This window comes from Shewanella morhuae (genome assembly GCF_900156405.1).
GTDB lineage: Bacteria > Pseudomonadota > Gammaproteobacteria > Enterobacterales > Shewanellaceae > Shewanella > Shewanella morhuae.
Genome location: NZ_FTNN01000020.1, coordinates 13,578 through 34,619 on the forward strand (window position 1 = coordinate 13,578; position 21,042 = coordinate 34,619).

Genomic DNA, 21,042 nt, shown 5'->3' on the forward strand with positions numbered 1-21,042 from the left:
ATTACTGCGCCGAGATGATCCCTTCTGTTGTCATCTGAATACGCTTAATTGTGCCATCTTGATTGTAATAAAGTGGGTCGATGGCAACAGTTCGTCTAAACTCGCCACCGCCATTTTGTGACGCGCCAGTATGGTAAATAAAGTAAGATTTACCTTTAAATTCAATAATAGCCTGATGATTTGTCGGTGAGTTTCCCGCCACTTCATTTAGGATACCTTGGTACTTCCACGGGCCTTTTATATTATCGCTGGTCGCGTAGGCTATTTTTTCGGGGAAACCTGAGGCATAAGAAAGGTAATAGGTTTTATCCTTTTTATGTACCCATAGCGCTTCGGTGAAATTAGGCACATCGATAGTGTGAATTGGGCCATCAAGTTCGATCATATTAGACTTTAGCTTGGCGTAACGAGGCTTTGAGTTACCCCAAAAAATATAAGCCTGTTTGTCATCATCAATAAATACTGCAGGGTCGATATCATCCCAATCGATGTCAGTATCTGTGGTCATATCATTGGTGATAAGTGCCGTACCACGCGCATCTTTAAAAGGACCTAATGGGCTGTTGGCAACAGCTACACCAATTGCAAAGCCATTAATTGTGGCGTGCCTTGCAGTAACATACCAATAAAACTTACCTTCTTTTTCAATTACATGGCTTGCCCAAGCATCGCCTTTGGCCCAACTAAAATCCTTAACGGCTAACTTACTGCCGTGTTCAGTCCAATTGAGCATGTCCTTTGAGCTAAAGACCAGCCAATCGTGCATCTCAAAGAAGGTTTTGTTGTCTTTGGCCACATCATGTCCCGTATATAGGTACACAGTATCCTGATGGACAATAGCGGCAGGATCAGCGGTAAACACTGGATTAGCCGCAAATGCCGCCGAATTGAATACTAAACAAATACTCAAAAGTGCCTTTTTCATAATTCCTCTATTGTTTTTTGACATTTTAGTATTATAGTAATACCAATACTTTTACCCACTAGCAATCTTTAAAGCGCAAATGATTAACGACTGTCTTTTGCTACTTTGGACGAGGGCAGAGCGGCATACAGTGACGAGGTGAGTGCCAACGCGGTACGAGTGCATTCACTAACGCCAAGATTGTTAAAACGAAGGTGTAAAATGAATAATAAAAAAATAAAAGCACTTCGTTCGGCGAGTTGGTTTGGGAGTGATGACAAAAATGGTTTTATGTATCGCAGCTGGATGAAAAACCAAGGCATACCCGAGCATCATTTTCAAAATAAACCGGTGATCGGCATCTGTAACACTTGGTCAGAGCTCACACCCTGTAACGGCCATCTGCGCGATTTAGCACAAAGGGTCAAAAACGGTATACGTGAGGCCGGCGGAATACCGGTTGAATTCCCGGTATTTTCCAATGGCGAATCCAATTTACGCCCAAGCGCAATGCTGACACGTAACTTAGCGGCAATGGATACTGAAGAAGCGATACGCGGTAATCCGATAGATGGTGTTGTCTTGTTAGTTGGCTGCGATAAAACCACTCCCGCATTATTGATGGGCGCTGCTAGTTGTAATTTGCCGACAATAGTCGTCACTGGCGGGCCTATGCTCAACGGCAAGCATAAGGGTAAAGATGTTGGCTCAGGCACTTTAGTCTGGGAAATGCATCAAGAGTATAAAGCGGGCAATATCAGTCTGGCCGAGTTTATGAATGCTGAAGCCGATATGTCCCGCTCAACGGGTACTTGTAACACCATGGGCACCGCATCCACTATGGCTTGCATGGTCGAAAGTTTAGGCGCCAGTTTACCGCAAAATGCTGCTATTCCAGCCGTCGATTCACGGCGTAATGTGTTAGCCCACATGTCTGGTATGCGTATTGTCGATATGGTTCATGAAGATTTAACGCTGTCGAAAGTATTAACTCGCGAGGCATTTATCAATGCGATAAAAACTAATGCGGCGATTGGCGGTTCGACTAATGCGGTGATCCATTTGAAAGCAATTGCGGGTCGAATGGGGGTTGAATTGTCACTAGACGATTGGTCATACGGCTACGATGTGCCTACCATTGTCAATCTTAAACCTTCAGGTCAGTACTTGATGGAAGATTTTTACTATGCGGGTGGTTTGTCGGCTGTATTAAAGCAACTGTTTGATCATGATTTATTGAATAAAGATACGCTAACGGTGAACGGACAAACCTTGTGGTTCAATGTGATGGATGCACCTTGCTATAACACCGAGGTCATCATGAGCATAGATGCGCCTTTAGTTGAAAATGGCGGTATTCGCATATTAAGAGGAAATCTTGCTCCCCGTGGCGCCGTGATAAAGCCTTCGGCGGCAAGTCCACATTTAATGAAACACAGCGGTAAAGCGGTGGTTTTTGAGAGTTTTGATGATTACAACGCCCGTATCAACTCCCCAGAACTGGATATTGATGAAACCAGTATTATGGTACTAAAAAATTGTGGCCCTAAGGGATATCCAGGAATGGCAGAAGTCGGCAATATGGGGTTGCCTCCTAAACTATTGAAAAAAGGCATTAAAGATATGGTTAGGATCTCAGATGCGCGCATGAGTGGCACCGCATTTGGTACGGTAGTCTTGCATGTTGCGCCCGAAGCACAGGATTTAGGTCCCTTAGCCGCAGTGCAAAATGGCGATGTGATCACGCTTGATACCTTTGCAGGAGTTTTACAACTTGAGATCAGTGATGACGAGTTAGCTAACCGATTGGCCAAATTAACATCAGTTCAAATAATTCACACTAGCAGTGGTTATCTCTCTATTTTTAAGGAACGAGTACTGCAAGCGGATGAAGGTTGTGATTTTGATTTTCTAGTCGGATGTCGAGGTGCTGATATTCCGGCACATTCCCATTAAACATGGGAGCTTTTTCTTTTATAATAAAACCAAATAACTATTTTAAAAAAAGGTTGAGTTATGAAGTTGAGTAATCAGTACCCGAGTTTAAAAAGAAAAACCATTTTTATTAGTGGTGGTGGTACGGGTATTGGCGCCTGTCTAGTGAGATCTTTTTTAGATCAGGGCGCGAAAGTTGCTTTTGTCGATATCCTTAATGATGAGTCAAATCAACTTGTTAACAAATTATTAGCCCACTATGCTGATGCAGTATTAAAATTTTATCTCTGTGATTTAGTTGATATTGAGGCACTAAAAACAGTGTTAGCACAGGTAGAGCAAGATCTAGGGCCGATTTCAGTTTTAATCAATAATGCCGCCTGCGATCAACGCCATAGTATCGACGAAGTGACGCCCGAGTATTGGGACCACTGCCTAAATACCAATTTACGACATTATTTTTTTGCTGTTCAAGCTGTTAGACAGCAAATGCAGCGACTCGGTGGTGGTTCAGTGATCAACTTAGGCTCAATGAGTTGGCATAATCGTCAGTCTGGTATGGCGGGCTATACCGCCTCCAAAGCTGGCGCTATGGGCCTTACCCGAGGACTTGCCGCTGATTTAGGTAAAGATAAAATTAGGATTAATACCCTAACGCCAGGTTGGGTGATGACTCAACGTCAATTAACTCACTGGATAGATAAAGATACGGCAAAACATATCGAAGATAACCAATGTATCAAAGACTATGTCATGCCAGAAGATATTGCAGCCATGGCATTATTTTTGGCTTCAGATGATAGCAAACACTGCACTGCACAAAACTTTATTGTCGATGGTGGTTGGATTTAGTCATTAACAATAAAGTTTGTGGTTCATTAAGTCGTTATTTAATACGCATGAATACGTCAGGAGTGCTTAAAAGACTTAACCCAATAAAAGGTAATATTATTGTTATGCAACTCTCTATATCGATGAAAAAATTAACTCACGCTGTATTTCCTGGAGAGTTGCATTTAATCACCTTAACTAATAGCCATGGTTTGGAGGTGTTATTATCTAATTATGGCGCGAGTGTTTGGTCGGTTAAAATTCATGACAAAGAAGCACAACCGATTGATTTAAGTTTGAGTTACAAAAACATTCAAGATTGGGCAACTAATCCTTATTATTTTGGAATTACTGCAGGTCGTGTTGCGAATCGTATCGGCGGTGCTCAATTCCCACTCAATGGCAATACGATTCAATTAACGCCTAACGAAAGTAATAATCAACTTCATGGCGGTCCACAAGGGTTAAGCCATTGCCTCTGGCAATGTGAAACCCTTCAATATCAGGATGCTGTCGCAGCAAGTTTCAGCATAATCAGTCCCGATGGTGACCAAGGCTACCCAGGTGAACTGGTAATAAAAGTCGAATACCGATTGAATGAAAACAATGAGTTAACCATTACCTATGAAGCAAAATCGGATCAAACAACGCCAGTTTGCTTAACCAATCATACTTATTGGAATCTAGCTTCAGATAAGCAAAATGGAATACTAGGCCATTCTTTGCAACTCCAATCACAACATATTTTAGCCTTAGATGCAGAGCAAATCCCTACGGGAGAACTAATCCCAGTAGAGAATACCGCCTTTGACTTTAGACAACCTAAAATGATTTTACGTGATATTCATACCTTAGATAACGGTTATGATCATTATTTTGTCATGGATAGAAAAGACAGTCGTTCATCAAATTTAAACGTTATTGCTAATTTGGTCGATCCTATTTCAGGACGTGAAATGGAAATAAGTACGACAGAACTAGGATTACAATTTTACAGCGGTAATTTTTTAGATGGTACGCACTTCGATCAACACGACAAGCCATTAACACAGTATTACGGATTGTGTTTGGAAACTCATGGTTATCCCAATGCTGTAAACATTGATCATTTTCCAAGTGTAATACTAGAAGCTAATAACGTGTATAAACAAGTTACGGTACACAAATTTAAAAATATCTGAAATTTATAAATTTATAACCAGTAAATAACATCGCTTTTTTTAAGTTTGGCTTTCTGAATTAAGAAGGTCTGGTTTTTTATCACTAAAATTTTGAAATGGAATAATAATGAAAAATTTTAAATTAGTTTCAGCATTCAGTTTATGGGCCGTCAGTGCGAGTTGTGCATTTGCAACCACTGTGGGATTTTCGCAAGTGGGTTCAGAAAGTGGTTGGCGAACTAGCTTCAGCGAAGCGGTAAAAGCCGAGGCTAAGCAAAGGGGAATCGATTTAAAATTTGCCGATGCACAGCAAAAACAAGAGAACCAAATCAAAGCAGTACGCAGTTTTATTGCCCAAGGTGTTGATGCGATTATTATTGCACCTGTAGTTGAAACGGGTTGGAAGCCCGTGCTTAAAGAAGCTAAACGTGCTCGTATTCCCGTTGTTATTGTAGATCGTAATATTAATGTGGATGATGACTCTCTCTATCTTACCCGTATTGCCACAGATTTTACCGAAGAAGGTCGTAAAATCGGTGAATGGTTAATGGATAAAACTCAAGGTAATTGTGATATTGCAGAGTTGCAGGGCACGGTGGGCGCCACTGCCGCCATTGACCGTGCGACGGGTTTTAATGCCGTGATTGCGAACTACCCCAACGCCAAGATTGTCCGTAGTCAAACGGGCGAATTTACCCGTGCTAAGGGTAAAGAAGTGATGGAAGGTTTCCTTAAAGCACAAAATGGCCAAGCTCTGTGCGCGGTCTGGGCACACAATGATGAGATGGCACTGGGTGCTGTACAAGCAATTAAAGAGGCTGGCTTAAAACCAGGTAAAGATATTTTAATCGTGTCAGTTGATGGTGTACCTGATTACTTTAAAGCCATGGCTGATGGTGATGCCAATGCCACGGTAGAGTACAGCCCGCACATGGGTGGCCCTGCATTTGATGCTATTGATGCCTTTATTAAGGGTAATAAAGAGCAGTCAAAATGGGTGAGCACCACAGGTGAAGTTTTCACCCAAGAAACCGCAGCAGCCGAATATGAAAAACGTCGCTTGCGTTAAGCTGTAATCGAGTTTATTGGGGAGACGAGCAATGAGCCTTATCTTAGAACTGAATAATATCAGTAAACATTACCCCGGCGTAAAAGCGCTAGAAGAGGTGAGTTTACGTTTATGTTCAGGGGAAGTTCATGCCCTATTGGGTGAAAACGGTGCGGGTAAATCCACATTGGTTAAAGTGATGACGGGAGCACAATCCAAAGATAGCGGGGACATTGTCTTTCTTGGCGAAAAACAGCATTTTTGCACGCCGATTGAGGCGCAAAAAGTGGGCATAAGTACGGTTTATCAAGAAGTAAACTTACTGCCTAATCTCTCTGTGGCGCAAAATTTATTTTTGGGCCATGAGCCTAAACGTTTTGGATTAATCCACTTTAATAAGATGTATACCGATGCTCGCAGTGTATTAACCCAATTTAAACTCGATATTGATGTCACCGCGCCACTGTCGCAATACTCGATTGCCGTGCAACAGCTTATTGCCATTGCCCGTGGCGTAGCCATGTCGGCCAAAGTATTGGTATTAGATGAGCCAACGGCCAGCCTCGATGCGGACGAAGTACAAGTGCTATTTGGCATTTTGAACCAACTCAAGCAAAAGGGTGTGGCCATTGTATTTATCACTCATTTTCTTGATCAGGTTTACCAGATTAGCGACCGCATCACAGTGCTGCGAAACGGTCGCTTTATTGGTGAGTATCTAACATCTGAGTTGCCCCAAACCCAGTTGATTGAAGCGATGCTCGGCCGTTCACTGCAAGCGCAACTGGTTGATAAAAAATCTGATGATAATGCCGTTAAAGCAACGACAGCGGTACTGTTATCGCTTGAGAGTGTGTCAGTTAAAGGCTCGATTCAAGCTATGACGCTCACTGTCCCTAAAGGCCAAGCTGTAGGTCTTGCTGGTTTGTTAGGTTCGGGGCGCAGTGAAGTTTGTAATGCAGTTTTTGGGTTAGATTTACTTGAGAGCGGCAGCATTCACTTAGCGGGTAAAAAACTGCATCTTTCACAGCCGGTGGATGCCATTCATGCGGGGATCGCGCTATGTCCGGAAGATCGCAAGGTTGACGGCATTATTGGGCCTTTGTCCATTCGCGAAAACATCATTTTAGCCTTGCAGGCGAGTGTGGGATGGTGGCGCTGTTTATCAAAGGCAAGGCAAGAAGAAATTGCTCAGTTCTTTATCGATAAATTGCAGATCGCCACGCCCGATGCAGACAAACCTATAGAGCAGCTCAGTGGCGGTAATCAACAGAAAGTGATTTTAGCGCGCTGGCTAGCCATCGAACCGATTTTGTTAGTGCTCGATGAACCGACGCGCGGTATCGATATCGGCGCCCATGCCGAAATTATCAAATTAATTAGATCCCTGTGTGACGATGGCATGTCTCTACTGGTCGCTTCCTCCGAATTAGATGAACTCGTCGCATTTTCCAATAAAGTGGTCGTGATGCGCGACCGTTATGCGGTGCGTGAATTAACGGGATTAGAACTCACCTCACAACATGTTATGCAAGCTATTGCGGAGGGATAAATGAAAAGCTCAGCAGAAATGATATCGCCGGAGGCTTTACCTATGGCGCAAAGCAGCCAGCAAGCAATGAACAAAGAAAAAACTGACCGTTATCAAGCGGGTAAATCAGCATCCTTTGGCCGCTATCTCTGGCCTTTACTAGCATTAACCCTGCTGCTACTGGTTAACTTATTTATCGACAGCAGTTTTTTCCATTTAACCTATCAAGACGACCGCCTTTATGGCTCCTTGATTGATATTTTAAACCGCAGTGCGCCCGTGGCCTTACTGGCGATAGGCATGAGTTTAGTCATTGCCACGGGGGGGATTGATCTGTCGGTCGGCGCTGTAATGGCGATTGTAGGCGCGGTCTGTGCCAACCTTTTACTGATACCTGACATCAGCTTAGTCACTGTTATATTGGCGGGGCTAATTGTCGGCCTAGCGGCAGGTTCTATCAATGGTGCCTTGGTCAGTTTTTTAGGCATTCAGCCTATTGTGGCCACTTTGCTACTTATGGTGGCAGGACGCGGCGTGGCTCAGTTGATCAATCAAGGCCAAATAATCACCTTTCAACATGAAGGCTTTGCGGCGATAGGTGTCGGGCAGTTTTTAGGATTGCCTATGCCAATTTGGATTGTGGTTGGCATGTTGTTATTGAGTCAGTTATTACTACGAAAAACTGCCCTTGGACTTTTTATTGAGGCAGTAGGTTGTAATGCCAAAGCGAGTCGTTACCTTGGCATTAACGATAAATCCATCAAAATTTTTGCCTATGCGATTGCTGGATTATGCGCGGCGTTAGCGGGCATGATAAGCACTGCCGACATTCAAGGTTCGGATGCTAATAACATCGGACTTTGGCTTGAACTCGATGCAATTTTAGCGGTAGTGATTGGCGGCGCAGCCTTAACTGGTGGACGTTTTTCACTTGTGCTATCGATCATCGGTGCCTTGATCATCCAAACCTTAGCCACGACGATTATCGTCAGCGGTTTACCTGCCAAATTTAACCTGTTGATCAAAGCGATCGTGATCTTGAGTGTACTGCTACTGCAGTCTGAAAAATTTAGACGTCAGCTATCGGGTTTATTTAAGCTTGGTATATTCAACAACGCCAAGGCTGGAGACAAAAAATGATGGCTCAACGTTTTATTCCCCTATGGATCACGGCCTCCTTGCTGCTGGTGATGTTTTTAATCGGCTCAGCGCAGTTTGAAGGCTTTGCCAGTATCAGGGTTGTGACTAACTTATTCCGTGATAATGCTTTTTTACTGATCACCGCACTTGGGATGACATTAGTGATCATCTCTGGAGGCATAGATTTATCCGTAGGATCTGTGATTGCCTTAAGCGGTGTACTCACTAGCGTGCTCATTACCGAATATCACTGGCACCCATTACAGGCATTTGCATTAGTGCTCCCATTAGGCACACTTTTTGGCGCCATGATGGGCACTATTATTCACGTTTATAAGTTACAGCCCTTTATTGTCACCTTAGCGGGAATGTTTTTAGCGCGCGGCATGGCAACCACCATCAGTGAAGAATCAATCGCTATTGATCACCCGTTTTACGATGCGATTGCTGATTTGAGTATTGCTTTGCCCGGTAGTGGCTCGCTTGATATCAGCTCACTGATTTTTATCCTGTTCTTTATTATTATTGCGACTGTTATGCATTACAGCCGCTTCGGAACCAATGTGTACGCACTTGGCGGTAATGCACAATCGGCGGAGTTGATGGGGGTTTCTATCGCCAAAACCACCATCAGCATTTATGCCCTCAGCAGTTTTCTGGCAACCTTGGCAGGGATAGTATTCACCTTTTACACCTTTTCGGGTTATGCACTTGGAGCGGTTGGGGTAGAGCTCGATGCCATTGCCGCTGTGGTGATTGGCGGGACTTTACTAACCGGCGGTAGGGGCTTTGTGTTAGGCACTGTGCTTGGGGTGTTTTTGATGGGCGTGATCCAAACCTACATTACCTTCGATGGCACGCTCAGCAGTTGGTGGACCAAAATAGTGATTGGATTATTACTATTTTTCTTCATCGTATTACAAAAACTCTTGAATGGACGCAAACCTAGCCATGGATAAGTTAACCTTAACGATTTGCTCTTCACGCCTGAAATTTAACCATAGCGGCGATAAGCACGGTAGCGCGAGTCGAATTCCCCTTAAACCAAACCGTTTGTCAGCACTGGCGCTATCAATGACGTTATCGGTTTGTATGGCAGCGCCTGCGAATGCAGTGCCAGTGCTTGAGCTCAAACCTGCCGTCCATCACACCACAGATTCGCAACATCTTGTGACTCAAAACGCGCCTTTTATTGCCCGCAGCGCCGATCCTTGGGTAATTCAAGCCGACGATGGCAGTTATTACTTTATCGCCTCAGTACCCGAATTTGATCGAATCGAACTGCGCCACGCCGCTACGATTCAGGCTCTGGGCCAAGCACAGCCTAAGATAATCTGGCACAAACATGAGTCTGGGCCCATGAGCATCGACATTTGGGCGCCCGAGTTACATAAGATTGATGGCCGTTGGTATATCTATTATGCCGCCAGTGATAAAGACCTGCGTTTTCATAATCGCATGTTTGTATTAGGCTTAAATGGCGATGATCCGATGGCGGGGGAGTGGCAAGAACTTGGGCGGCTTAAAACGGCGCACGATGCATTTTCATTAGATGCCACCAGCTTTCAAGTAGGCGAGCAGCGCTATTTTATTTGGGCGCAGCAAGACGAGGCTAAAAATTACAACACGGGCTTGGTGATCGCCAAAATGGTGTCGCCGACGCAGGCGTCAGCACAGGAAACCATCATCACCGAGCCTTTACTTGATTGGGAAAGATTAGGTTTTAAAGTCAACGAAGGCGCTGCCGTGCTCATTAAAAACGGCAAAGTCTTTGTGACCTATTCCGCCAGTGCCACGGACGATCGCTACGCTATGGGCTTACTGTGGGCGGATCAAACGGCCAATCTCCTCGACCCCAAAAGTTGGCACAAAGCCCCCATACCCGTATTTAGCAGCAATCCAGCGCTTAAACGTTTTGGCCCAGGGCATAACAGCTTTGTACTGGCAGAAGACGGTAAAACGGAGTTGATGTTCTACCACGCCCGCAATTACCTTGAACTACAAGGAACGCCACTCACCGACGGCAATCGCCACAGCTATTATCGCGCGATATCTTGGTCAGCAGATGGCATGCCACAGTTTGATAATCAGCTCAGCGATGCACAAACCTTAGCTAAGTGAACCTAAAAAACTTCTGCTAACTTAAAGCGGAATAAGCAGCAATAATTGGAGTAAAAGTGGCCTTGAGTCAGCACAGACTGATGTAGATACAAGCAGTTTTGCGTTTAACTCATACAGGCTTGCCATGGTATTCCCGCACCTTTAACAAAGACAACATGATTCGATCTCTGCCAGTGCCAACAAGAGGCCTGATTTGTGATTTTCATGCTTGAAATGTCATGTTTCACTGCCCCACAATGCAGATTGAATTCAGTGATGACTCGGACGAAAGAGGTGTCTTTCGCCCGTATTAAATCCGAAGCTGATTAGGCTAAGTGCTGCTTGAAGAAGGCCGTGAGCTTGTCGAACGGAATGATGTCAACTTGATCATAAAGGTCAGTGTGATTTGCGCCAGGAATGATCATCAGCTCTTTTGGTTCTGCGGCAGCGGCGAAAGCGGTTTCACTGAAATAGCGTGAGTGTGCTTTTTCGCCATGGATGAACAGCACCGGACGCGGTGAAATTTCCGCTATATAGGTCAGTAAAGGCATATTCGCGAACGACAACGGCATAGTTTGTGACCAAGCGTTACCAGAGTTGACCGCACGCGGATGGTAACCACGAGGTGTCATATAGTAATCATGGTATTCGAGCATAAATTGCGGCTCGCCCCCTTTTAGCATGTTATAAGGCGCTTGATAGGCCGGAGTTCCTTTCTCTGCATCCTGCCAACGTTGCTGACTCATTTGCGCCAACATTTGTGTGCGCTGTTCTAGGGTAACACTGTCGTTATATCCTTTTGACACAACACGCGCTATATCATACATAGTGCTTGCAACAACCGCTTTGACACGCTTATCGACAGCAACCGCATTTAATGCCATGCCGCCCCAACCACAAATACCGATAACACCTATACGCTCACGATCCACATTGGCTTGCATGCCAATACAATCTACCGCGGCGCTAACGTCTTCCGTATTGATGTCTGGCGAAGCAACATTACGCGGTTCACCGCCACTTTCTCCTGTATAAGAAGCATCAAAAGCCAGCGTAACAAAGCCACGCTCTGCCATTATTTGTGCATACAGACCTGAAGATTGCTCTTTAACTGCGCCAAAAGGGCCGCCTACGACAATAGCAGGCAAGCTACCAGAGAGATTTTTAGGTTGGTAAAGGTCGGCTGACAGGGTAATGCCATAACGATTTTTAAAAGTGACTTTTTTGTGCTCGACTTTGTCATTTTTGATAAACGTTTTGTCCCACTCATTAACTGGTGTTATTGATGACTGTGCAGACGCCATACCAGAGGAAAATGAGGCTACGCCTAATGCAGCAATACTCGCTCCGGTCACTTTCAGCATATTTCGTCTTCCTTTATCAGGGTTATCTAGTTCAGTAGCAATGTTGGTCGTTTTATTAGGTGTATCCATGGTTATTCTCCGAGTAAGCTAACATTTGGGCTGAGACTGAGATAAGGAGCACAAAATAGTATTTAACCGTGTCTTTCAGTAGAAACATTGGGCTATATACATTTGGCTAGGTCACAATCAAATTGTGTTTGAATCCAGCGCATTAATGATGTGTAGTTTTGCAGGCTTTGCTTATATTTCGTTAGGAAGATCCTGCTTAATCATTGCCTGATATTCCAAAAGGTAGCATTTCACTTAATCCATGTTCTTACTGGTACCCAGCTTTTTGTTCTATCATATGCGCCAGCGCAACAGCGATACCGTATAAAACACTTTTTCTATTGACATCAATCATCTGATCCCATCCATCAACGTTGGCACTTTCCAACATAGAAAGAGGCATAACCCCAGCATTATTGATAAGAACATCAATGCGTCCAAATGTGCAGATAGCAGTATCAACCAAATTTTAACATCGCCTTTGTTGGTTACATCCGTTGCCAGAGCCAGCGCTTTGCCACCATTCGCTTTAATCTCTGAAGCCACTTTTTGTATGCGATCAACGCGGCGAGCGCCTACAACGACTTTCGCCCCCATAGATGCAAGGGCCGAGCTGCTGCTTCGCCCATACCGCTTGATACACCTGTTTTACGATAACTTTGTTTTCGATGTTATTACTCCTTTTGCCCCCTTAGTAGCTTGTTTATAAAATTAGGTCGTGTTCGCAGATTTAAGGCTGTGGCTAATTTACTTTGTTGAGTCCGTCAAATTAGCTACCCCATTACATTCTTATTACTTAGCAGCTGCGTATTGCTCGTCAGTTACTTTTTCTTTCCAGATAACATTTTTACCTTCTTTTGAGGCTGTAATAACAAGGTGTGTCATCGCAGCATCAGATGTAGCCCCATGCCAATGATCAATATCAGGTGGACACCATACACTTTCACCCTCGTGAAAATGAATGACTTTGCCATCACGTGTACCAGTCAATGCAACTCCTTTGGTTACTATGATATGTTGTCCCGCAGGGTGGGTGTGCCAAGCTGAACGGGCACTTGGCTGAAACGTGACATAGGCAGCGCTGTAATTGGCAACATCGTTTTCTGGAAATAATATGTCGACCTTAACTTTGCCAGTAAAAATGTTGTCTGGACCTTCAAAAGATTGGCGATCTTTGGCGCGATATACTTGCTGCTCAGTATTAATGTTGACCTCAGCACTGGCTGCCGATGTCACTACCATGCTTGATAGTCCTGTTAACAATGTGGCTTTTAACGTCGCTGAAATATTTTTTTTCATGAGATTAGTTCCTTGTTAAACAATGGGATTTCGTTAAATAAACTGATACCGAGGCGACTACCACCTACTTTGTCTCAAGTACAGTGTTTAGTACTTGCTGGGCGTTTGCGGCAATTTGTTGGCCGCAATACTTCTCAATAATGGTGATGAATTCATTAAGCTCACTGATGGATATATGGTTATTCATACTAATGTTGTAGTGAGCACTTAATTGGCTATTTACACCATTTAAATTTGCTAAAGCGGCTATTGTGGCAATTTCGCGCTGTTTCCAGCTTAAGATATCTCGCTCGAAAATATCGCCGAACAGATGCGCTTTCAGATAGGTATCGATTTCGGGTGAGAAATTAAATAATGGTCCTTTAACTTCTCTGCCAATTAGCTTGGTTTGGTTATCAGTTCCAAACTGGAGACTGGTTCGGTCTGTCGGTAAAGGTTTCGATTCATAACCCACAGTATCGGTAATGCCACTTTTTTTTCGCTGTTCCAAAATGGTCATAAACGCAGAAAGACCATTTAAACTGCGGGGAAAACCCGCATAGGCATACATCTGCACCAGCACTGATTTAATTTCATTAATCGTTAAGCCAGCATCCAAACCTTGGTTTAAACTGATTTTTAGCTTGTCTATCTCTCCGCTTGCAGTAAATGCCGCTATGGGAATAATCGCTTGTTCGGTCATATTAAGTTGGGCGGTTGCTGAAGCTGTCGTCATAAATAAAGCGCCCGTTAAATTGATGAGGAGGAAGCAGATCTTTCTGAATAAACAATGCATATAAATCACCTCAGTACCCTTAAATTATTGAGATGATTAATTTATCATTTATTTTTTCTATGCCATTGCCTGTAGTTTTTTTATTATTGCCTAATCTTCCGAGGCAACTTGATATAATGAGTAATAAATTTTTATTTTACGCTAACGGCTTGATTGTTAGTCATTGAAAATAAATGAAAAACAATAATGGTATTGATATAGTTAAACTCTTCTTGTTGTCTAATATTTTATTTGGCGATATTGGTTTAAGCAAAGTCAAAATGTTATAACTAGAGCCTGATATACATGTTGCCACTAGGATAAAGATGAACGATTCACAAAAAACAGTGGCCAGTACACAAGAGCTGGCTAAGCAAATCGATAAGTGGATGGCCAACGACGAAAATCAACTCGAAACCCAAATTCCTGGCTTGAAATTAACCCGTTGGCCACATGTTACTTCGCCAACAAGTTATATTCATCCACCTAGTATTTGTTTAATTGCCCAAGGTAAGAAACGCGTTCTGTTAGGTGACGAAAGCTATATATATGACGACAATCATTTTCTTGTGTCATCGGTTGGTTTGCCCGTTATTGCTAATATTATAGAGGCCAGTGATGAACGACCTTATCTTGGGCTAGTGTTGGAGTTGGATCTTCTGATGATTTCTGAGCTGATTGCTGAAAATCAACATGTGATTTCCCATGATAAAAAGCCCCCAAAAGGAATGGCCGTTGGGCAGCTTTCAGCTTCTTTATTAAACGCCTTCACTCGCTTAATAAACCTATTAGACGAGAGCGACAATATAAAAGTATTAGCACCCATAATTCAAAGAGAAATATTCTTTCGTATTTTAACTACTGCACAAGGTAGACTATTTCATCAAATCGTCACTGTGCAGAGTCACAGCCACCAAATATCTAAAGCGATTGATTTTATTAGAAATAACTTTCATAAACAAATCAATATAAGTGAACTTGCCGATTACAGTGGGATGAGTCTATCTGCATTTTATACTCATTTTCGTTCAGTAACGGCTATGACGCCGCTGCAATTTCAGAAGAGTTTACGTTTAAATGAAGCTCGTCGTTTAATGTTAACTGAGAACTTAGATGCAATGACAACAACATTCAAAGTTGGCTATGAGAGCCCCTCTCAGTTCAGCCGTGAATACCGACGTTTTTTTGGCCAATCGCCATTAAAAGATACCAAAGCATTACGCGAAACAGAACAACATTAAACAGACATGTTCAAAGGCTCTATGGCTACCAGAGCAGGATCTCACCGTTTTAGCATGGCTACTTTGAGTCTTTCAAAATGTCCTCCAATTCAAAGGGGATTTTTTGTCCTACTGAATTGTCTTTGCTCCAAGCGTCCATACAAACCTTCTCAGGTTTTGATGAGTAATCACTTAAAGGGTAGGAAATGACGCTCTTATTGGAACAAGCATGGATTATAAAATTTCATGAATAAATGAAATTCCTGAAACGAGGAAAATGAGAAGTTAAATTGCTTGAGGGCAATAGCTTTTAGGGTGAATTAAGGATTTGGTTAAGATTGGCATTGTTGCAACAGTGACCGTTGGCGACATAGATGTCGCCGTCAGCCTATAAGGATACTTCTTATGAAATAAAAAGACGGCGAGTCACTGGGTAAACAATGACAATTCATGCGTCACAACTGACGATATAACTCACTAGCTTTGAGACAAAAAGCATTAAAATAGCGGCAACCTAAGGTTAAACCGCCATTTTCTACGAAATGTGAATCTAGGTATCAGACTTTATTGCTCTCACGCAATTACTGATTTTTAGTGCTCTTCAGCAATCTTACTTCATACAAACCACCTGCAATCGAGTCTGCTTTGGCGACAAACTTAACCGTAAAAGGCTGAGTAGGGTCAACCAGCATTTCGGCGGCAATAGGGTAGTCTTGACTATAAAAGTCTGCACCTTTTTCTGCGCTCAATGTCACTGTTGCGAGTAACTTGCCGTTAATGTGGATTTCAAACTCTCGGCCCGCATCTAAGCCGAAGTAGGTGAGCCTTAAAATTGGTGCACTTTCTCCCTTGGCATTCAGCTGATAACTAAACCAATCATGGGCATGTCGCCAATGGCGAGTACCATTGAGTCCAGCTTCACTCTTCGATGCCTTAAAGAAATGATCGGCTTCAGGTTGTTGCTCACCGGGCAAGACTAAATCAAGAGTTTGCGCCGCAAGCTTAGCTTCTAATTGAGATTTTTGACTTAGCGATTGCTGTCGCTGTTGCCACTCATTAGGCGCACTTTGCCCAAAATAAACCGTGTAACGACTGTCATGCAGACGAAAGAAGGGGATAAGCTCCAAGGGTTTAGCCTGATTCATCCGTGCCTTGCCGGTAGAGAACTTAAGCTCACTGAACGGTAAGCGGGTGATCTGCTGTAAAAATGCAGTGCCATCACTAATAAAAATCGGCGCTTGGTCGGGTTCACACATGGGGCCTTTGGCAATGTGGCCCATGCGGCTACTATCACCAATAAAGTTTAAAGATTCGTTGGCAATAGGCTGTGTTTTGGCAGCCAGAACTATCGGTCCATACAGGACTGAGTAATAAGAGCTTTTATCGGGAATTTGTTCTAACGTCACCGTCATGGGTAAAGTGATACTGATTTTATCGCCCTTATGCCACTGACGTTTAATGTTAATGTACTGGCCTGCAACGGCGTTAAACTTTTGCGCTTGGCCATTAATACTCAGCATTAAGTCATTATGTTGCACCCACTGCGGGTATCGCACATTAAGGGTAAACTGCGCATCCTTGTCTACGGTGATTTCTGAGGTATTCGTGTCAGGAAACAAGGTTTTTTGCGTCAGAGTGATCCCTTTTTCTTGCCAATGTACAGTGGAATCGACAAACAAATTCACATAAAACTTATCAGCTTCGCTGGCGTAGATGAGTTCGCCGTATTTTGCGTGATTTTCAATCCCTGATCCAACGCAGCACCACATACTTTGCTGAGCAGAGGAATAGACGCGGTAATGCTCTGGCCGCATCGGCGTAAAGTACACAAGGCCGCCGTTGTCAGGATGTTGAGACGACAGAATGTGATTATAAAGGGCGCGCTCGTAGTAGTCGATATAAGCTAAATCGGCTTTATTTTCATAAAGCAGCTTGTTTTCATAAAGCAGTTTGGACAATTTGAGCATGTTGTAAGTGTTACAGGTTTCGGGCCCTTCGGCAGACTCCAGCATGCTGCTGAAATCTTCACTGGGATGGAAATGCTCCCGCACACTGTTACCGCCAATGGATACGGTACGTTTATGTACTACTTGTTGCCAGAAAAAATCGGCACTGTCTAACCAAGCCTTGTCATGGCTCAGCTCAGCAATGCGCGCGACGCCGACGATTTTTGGGATTTGCGTATTAGCATGTAAGCCTGTGAGTTTATCTTGATGATGCAAAAGAGGTTGTAGCAGAGATTGCTCGGTATAACGTTTAGCTAATACTAAGTATTTATTGTGTCCTGTGATGGCGTAAACATCGGCTAAGGTTTCATTTAAGCCACCGTATTCAGTACGCAGCATAAGTTGCAGCTGCTCGTCGCTCAGTTTATTGCTTAAGTGCAGCATCCAATCGGCAAATTGCACTAGCATTTTTTTAGCGGTGGGATTATGGCTGTACAGATAAGCATCCTTCAAACCTGCAAACACTTTATGGACGTTGTACCAAGGCACCCAAGCTTGGTTAAGGGTAAATAAATCCGCCTCTATCTTACCTTGCTCGATTTGCTGCCATAGCTGACGGCTATTAGGCACACCGCCAAGATAACCATTGCCATGGGCTTGCTGACACTTGTCTAACTCTGCCACCATATAATTGAGTCTATCGAGTACCGCTTTATCGCCCGTTGCCGCGTACATCAGCGCGAGTGCTGAAAGATAATGCCCACCGATATGACCATCTAAACCGGTATCTTCCCAATTTGGATAGTTTTCAGCAGTGGTCGCTATGCCTGCATCCTTACGATAGGGCGCTAATAACCGCTCAGGATCCATCGACATGATGTAGTGCATATCGGTTTGCTGGGCGTGTAGAAAAGGCCCTGCGGTAATACGCACATCACTTAAGGGAATGGCAGTGGGGGCGGCAAATGTGAGCGGTGTGAATAAGCAAAGGCCTAAAACTAACGCGGGTTTCATATCAGTATCCTCTTATTTGAGCGTAAATTTACTGTCCTTATGCACCGAATAAGCATGCGATGGCGAAGAAAATTATTGGTAAAGGTTAGCCATACTAAAAGCACGCTAATGCGGCAGTAACAAAAAGGCCCCGAAATACCAAAGCTTGTTGGTACAGGAGCCTTAAATTTAAGTCTTTAAAAGACGCATTTATTCTTGGATAGATGGCTTACCAAATACCGGCATACCAGCATCATTCCAGCGTAACGCCTTCACATAGGTATGACGATTGGGATCCCATAAAGGGTCGCCTTCAATTTCAGTATAAGTGCGGGCGTGATACACCAAAAGATCGGTTTCACCATCTTCAGCAAGCGTAAAACTGTTATGCCCAGCACCGTAAACACCGTGCTCATAACAACTTGTCATCACAGGTTTTGATGTCTTATGCCATTGAGTTGCATCGAGTAAATCTGCATTATCATCAATAGACAGCAAACCCATGCAATAATTTTCATCGGTAGCGCTAGCTGAATAGGTGATAAAGATTTTGCCATGTCGTTTGAGCACAGACGGGCCCTCGTTAACCCAAAAGCCTTTGATCTCCCAAGGATATTCAGGCTTGGTTAGCATCACAGGCGTTGAGCTTATCTTGTCTGGGGTATCCATTTTGGCAATGTAAAGATTGCTGTTGCCTTGGATGTCTGGTGCTTTTTGCGCCCATAAATAATACAACTGCCCATTATGCTCAAAGGTTGTCGCATCAAGGCAAAAAGTATCCATACCAGTATCGAGCTGGCCGAGGAACTGCCATTCGCCTGTCAGAGGATTGGCATCATTACAACGCAGCACATACATGCGATGCTGAAACAATGCGTCTTTTATTTCTCGGCTTGGTGCTATCGCAACATAGAGATACCAAGCACCTTGATTAAAATGGATTTCTGGCGCCCACACTAAGTCAGAATAAGCACCAGTATCGGGTTTATGCCACACATCAACCGGAGTGGCATCGGCAAGGCCGGCAATGGTGGTTGCTCTGCGTAACTCAATACGGTCGTACTGCGGCACTGACGCAGTGAAATAATAAAAACCGTCCGTGTGCTTATAAATAAATGGGTCGGCACGTTGTTCAATTAAAGGGCTGAGCGTTAACATCTTTTACTCCAAACGATTCCAAAAACAGATTGCAAAAAACGAACTTTATAATTGACTAAATTTAGTTAAACAGCAGATCGTTCACTCACTTAAACCGTCTCAATCTAGCAGCTATAGCGATACTTGCGGATCAGCGTTGCCGCCTTGAGCCGTAGGCTTGTTGTTAAGTGCGGTATCTTCATCAAGTATTTCCATATCAGGTAGTGCCTGTTTGATATCTTCATAAACACGGTCAGATATTTTGTACTTAAACATGAGCAGCCCCATCAGCGTGTGGAAAGCACCAGGTATAACAGTTAGCATTAATGAAATACCGGTTAATGTGGCTGCACTTTGTTCTTGACCTGGCTGATAATTAAAGTAAGTCAATAACATGCCCACCACAAAACCTGCCGCGCCCATACCGGCTTTTTGGGCGAATGAGATGCCACCAAACGCTAAACCCGAAACCCTGTGACCCGTTTTAACCGTGCCGTAATCGACTGATTCAGAAATCACCGACCAGAACACCGGTGCATGTAAATCCACCACAAAGGAAATAGCAAAGTAGAGTACAAAGGCTAATAGGATATCGCCCGGTTGCACGGTAAAGAACATCAGCACACTTAAAACACCGACGATAATCTGGCTATAACGAAACAACTTAAGTTTGCAGTAGCGCTTAGTGATCCACGTTGAGGCCACCATCGCCAAAATCGCCGCACCAACACCGGTTGATAGAAAAGCCGACAACATTTTGGCATCGCCACCGAGGTAATAGGTCGCGTAATAGGCGGCCACAGAACCTCGAATAACGTAACCAATAGTGCCAATCACACAGATAGAACACAGTACCAACCATTGATCGTTTTTTAATAGCAACTTCAATTGTGTGCCAATTGGTTTAGTTTCAACCTTATAGGCCACGCGCTCTTTCGTGGTAAAAAAACAAAATAAAAACAGCAGTGTTGCCATAAATGCCATCACGCCCATGGCCTTTTGATAACCTGCAGCAATATTATCTCCTCCCCAAGATGCCGCCAGCATAGGCACAATAATGGTGACTAAAAATGCCGCTATTTTTGCGAAAAAAAGCCGGTAACCGTTTGCGGATAAACGCTCTTTGGGGTTATCCGTTAATACGCTGATAATGGAAATATAGGGGATAGTCACAGTGGTGAAAATAATTGTCACCAGTATATAAGTGGAATAAGCCCAAATCAGCTTGGCGTTGTAATCCCAGTCCGGAGTGCTAAAGGTTAAAAAGACTGACAGCCCAAACGGAACGGCCATAAACAGGAAATAAGGGCGATAACGGCCCCAGCGTGTGGTCACTTTGTCGTTAATAATGCCCATTAATGGATCTGTGATGGCATCGATTAAACGCACCAATAGAAACAAAATCCCCACATCGGCGGGTTTTAGGCCAAATATGTCGGTATAAAAGAAGGTAATAATTAACATCATTGAAGATATCACCACGTTCACGGCCATATCCCCAGAGCCGTATCCGATTTTTTCAATGACCGACAGTTTATGAGAACTCATCAGAAATCCTTATTATATTTATTATAAACAGCGAGTTAATGTACCTCCAACACGTTATAGCGTATTTTCCATATCAATACATTT

At 43.6% G+C, this 21,042-nt stretch carries 16 protein-coding genes and 1 pseudogene; 9 read left to right on the forward strand and 8 right to left on the reverse strand.

Features of this window, described 5'->3' with window-relative positions; all coding sequences use genetic code 11:
* Position 1: 1 nt before the first annotated feature.
* On the reverse strand, positions 2 to 925 hold the full coding sequence (locus BW947_RS17310) for a glycoside hydrolase family 43 protein (protein WP_076501914.1): 924 nt from the start codon (positions 923 to 925) through the stop codon (positions 2 to 4).
* Between the two features lie 201 nt (positions 926 to 1,126).
* On the opposite strand from BW947_RS17310, the gene BW947_RS17315 reads away from it, so the two are divergent.
* The 8 genes from BW947_RS17315 to BW947_RS17350 all read left to right on the forward strand — a co-directional run bounded on the left by BW947_RS17315 (position 1,127) and on the right by BW947_RS17350 (position 10,670).
* Complete coding sequence (locus BW947_RS17315; protein WP_076501916.1) at positions 1,127 to 2,860, forward strand: IlvD/Edd family dehydratase; 1,734 nt, start codon at positions 1,127 to 1,129, stop codon at positions 2,858 to 2,860.
* A 60-nt stretch (positions 2,861 to 2,920) separates the two neighbouring features.
* Complete coding sequence (locus tag BW947_RS17320) at positions 2,921 to 3,691, forward strand: SDR family NAD(P)-dependent oxidoreductase (RefSeq protein WP_076501918.1); 771 nt, start codon at positions 2,921 to 2,923, stop codon at positions 3,689 to 3,691.
* Positions 3,682 to 4,851: an aldose epimerase family protein gene (locus BW947_RS17325; protein ID WP_244153268.1), complete on the forward strand. Its 1,170-nt coding sequence runs from the start codon at positions 3,682 to 3,684 to the stop codon at positions 4,849 to 4,851. Before BW947_RS17320 ends, BW947_RS17325 begins: the two co-directional genes overlap by 10 nt.
* 106 nt (positions 4,852 to 4,957) lie before the next feature.
* Entirely contained in the window at positions 4,958 to 5,899 is a 942-nt protein-coding gene (locus BW947_RS17330) for an ABC transporter substrate-binding protein (RefSeq protein WP_076501919.1), read from the forward strand.
* Positions 5,900 to 5,930: 31 nt separating this feature from the next.
* Positions 5,931 to 7,430, forward strand: coding sequence for a sugar ABC transporter ATP-binding protein (locus BW947_RS17335; protein WP_076501922.1), 1,500 nt, complete (start codon positions 5,931 to 5,933; stop codon positions 7,428 to 7,430).
* Entirely contained in the window at positions 7,431 to 8,549 is a 1,119-nt protein-coding gene (locus BW947_RS17340) for an ABC transporter permease (RefSeq protein WP_076501924.1), read from the forward strand. It begins immediately after the preceding gene.
* Positions 8,546 to 9,508: a galactofuranose ABC transporter, permease protein YjfF gene (yjfF, locus tag BW947_RS17345; RefSeq protein WP_076501930.1), complete on the forward strand. Its 963-nt coding sequence runs from the start codon at positions 8,546 to 8,548 to the stop codon at positions 9,506 to 9,508. The genes BW947_RS17340 and yjfF overlap by 4 nt, the downstream gene beginning before the upstream one ends.
* A 115-nt stretch (positions 9,509 to 9,623) precedes the next feature.
* Entirely contained in the window at positions 9,624 to 10,670 is a 1,047-nt protein-coding gene (locus tag BW947_RS17350) for a glycoside hydrolase family 43 protein (protein ID WP_425272286.1), read from the forward strand.
* Positions 10,671 to 10,975: 305 nt separating this feature from the next.
* Here BW947_RS17350 and BW947_RS17355 read toward each other — a convergent pair whose 3' ends face one another.
* The 4 genes and pseudogenes from BW947_RS17355 to BW947_RS17375 all read right to left on the reverse strand — a co-directional run bounded on the left by BW947_RS17355 (position 10,976) and on the right by BW947_RS17375 (position 14,075).
* Positions 10,976 to 12,082 (reverse strand): alpha/beta hydrolase, encoded by a 1,107-nt coding sequence (locus BW947_RS17355; protein ID WP_076501934.1) that lies wholly within the window; start codon positions 12,080 to 12,082, stop codon positions 10,976 to 10,978.
* Positions 12,083 to 12,329: 247 nt separating this feature from the next.
* Positions 12,330 to 12,658: pseudogene (locus BW947_RS18485) on the reverse strand (SDR family oxidoreductase).
* 195 nt (positions 12,659 to 12,853) lie between these two features.
* Complete coding sequence (locus BW947_RS17370) at positions 12,854 to 13,360, reverse strand: (R)-mandelonitrile lyase (RefSeq protein WP_076501940.1); 507 nt, start codon at positions 13,358 to 13,360, stop codon at positions 12,854 to 12,856.
* A 64-nt stretch (positions 13,361 to 13,424) separates the two neighbouring features.
* Positions 13,425 to 14,075, reverse strand: a complete 651-nt coding sequence (locus BW947_RS17375) for a carboxymuconolactone decarboxylase family protein (protein ID WP_208606980.1) — start codon at positions 14,073 to 14,075, stop codon at positions 13,425 to 13,427.
* A gap of 365 nt (positions 14,076 to 14,440) precedes the next feature.
* Between BW947_RS17375 and BW947_RS17380 the strand changes: the two genes are divergently transcribed.
* Positions 14,441 to 15,355, forward strand: coding sequence for an AraC family transcriptional regulator (locus BW947_RS17380; protein ID WP_076501944.1), 915 nt, complete (start codon positions 14,441 to 14,443; stop codon positions 15,353 to 15,355).
* 560 nt (positions 15,356 to 15,915) lie between these two features.
* On the opposite strand, the gene BW947_RS17385 is transcribed toward BW947_RS17380, so the two are convergent.
* The 3 genes from BW947_RS17385 to BW947_RS17395 form a co-directional block, all read right to left on the reverse strand.
* Entirely contained in the window at positions 15,916 to 18,294 is a 2,379-nt protein-coding gene (locus tag BW947_RS17385; RefSeq protein WP_076501946.1) for a glycoside hydrolase family 127 protein, read from the reverse strand.
* Positions 18,295 to 18,483: 189 nt separating this feature from the next.
* Positions 18,484 to 19,431, reverse strand: coding sequence for a glycoside hydrolase family 43 protein (locus tag BW947_RS17390; protein ID WP_076501948.1), 948 nt, complete (start codon positions 19,429 to 19,431; stop codon positions 18,484 to 18,486).
* 111 nt (positions 19,432 to 19,542) lie between these two features.
* Positions 19,543 to 20,958 carry an MFS transporter gene (locus BW947_RS17395; protein ID WP_076501960.1) on the reverse strand — a complete coding sequence of 472 codons (1,416 nt, stop codon included), beginning with the start codon at positions 20,956 to 20,958 and terminating at the stop codon, positions 19,543 to 19,545.
* Between the last annotated feature and the right edge of the window lie 84 nt (positions 20,959 to 21,042).

Coding starts and splice junctions, on each gene's coding strand:
- BW947_RS17375 (WP_208606980.1), bottom strand. CDS start 14,075: ATGACGACAGCTTCAGCAACCGCCCAACTTAATATGACCGAACAAGCG.
- BW947_RS17390 (WP_076501948.1), bottom strand. CDS start 19,431: ATGTTAACGCTCAGCCCTTTAATTGAACAACGTGCCGACCCATTTATT.
- BW947_RS17355 (WP_076501934.1), bottom strand. CDS start 12,082: ATGGATACACCTAATAAAACGACCAACATTGCTACTGAACTAGATAAC.
- BW947_RS17340 (WP_076501924.1), top strand. CDS start 7,431: ATGAAAAGCTCAGCAGAAATGATATCGCCGGAGGCTTTACCTATGGCG.
- BW947_RS17320 (WP_076501918.1), top strand. CDS start 2,921: ATGAAGTTGAGTAATCAGTACCCGAGTTTAAAAAGAAAAACCATTTTT.
- BW947_RS17310 (WP_076501914.1), bottom strand. CDS start 925: ATGAAAAAGGCACTTTTGAGTATTTGTTTAGTATTCAATTCGGCGGCA.
- BW947_RS17385 (WP_076501946.1), bottom strand. CDS start 18,294: ATGAAACCCGCGTTAGTTTTAGGCCTTTGCTTATTCACACCGCTCACA.
- yjfF (WP_076501930.1), top strand. CDS start 8,546: ATGATGGCTCAACGTTTTATTCCCCTATGGATCACGGCCTCCTTGCTG.
- BW947_RS17380 (WP_076501944.1), top strand. CDS start 14,441: ATGAACGATTCACAAAAAACAGTGGCCAGTACACAAGAGCTGGCTAAG.
- BW947_RS17350 (WP_425272286.1), top strand. CDS start 9,624: ATGACGTTATCGGTTTGTATGGCAGCGCCTGCGAATGCAGTGCCAGTG.
- BW947_RS17315 (WP_076501916.1), top strand. CDS start 1,127: ATGAATAATAAAAAAATAAAAGCACTTCGTTCGGCGAGTTGGTTTGGG.
- BW947_RS17335 (WP_076501922.1), top strand. CDS start 5,931: ATGAGCCTTATCTTAGAACTGAATAATATCAGTAAACATTACCCCGGC.
- BW947_RS17330 (WP_076501919.1), top strand. CDS start 4,958: ATGAAAAATTTTAAATTAGTTTCAGCATTCAGTTTATGGGCCGTCAGT.
- BW947_RS17370 (WP_076501940.1), bottom strand. CDS start 13,360: ATGAAAAAAAATATTTCAGCGACGTTAAAAGCCACATTGTTAACAGGA.
- BW947_RS17395 (WP_076501960.1), bottom strand. CDS start 20,958: ATGAGTTCTCATAAACTGTCGGTCATTGAAAAAATCGGATACGGCTCT.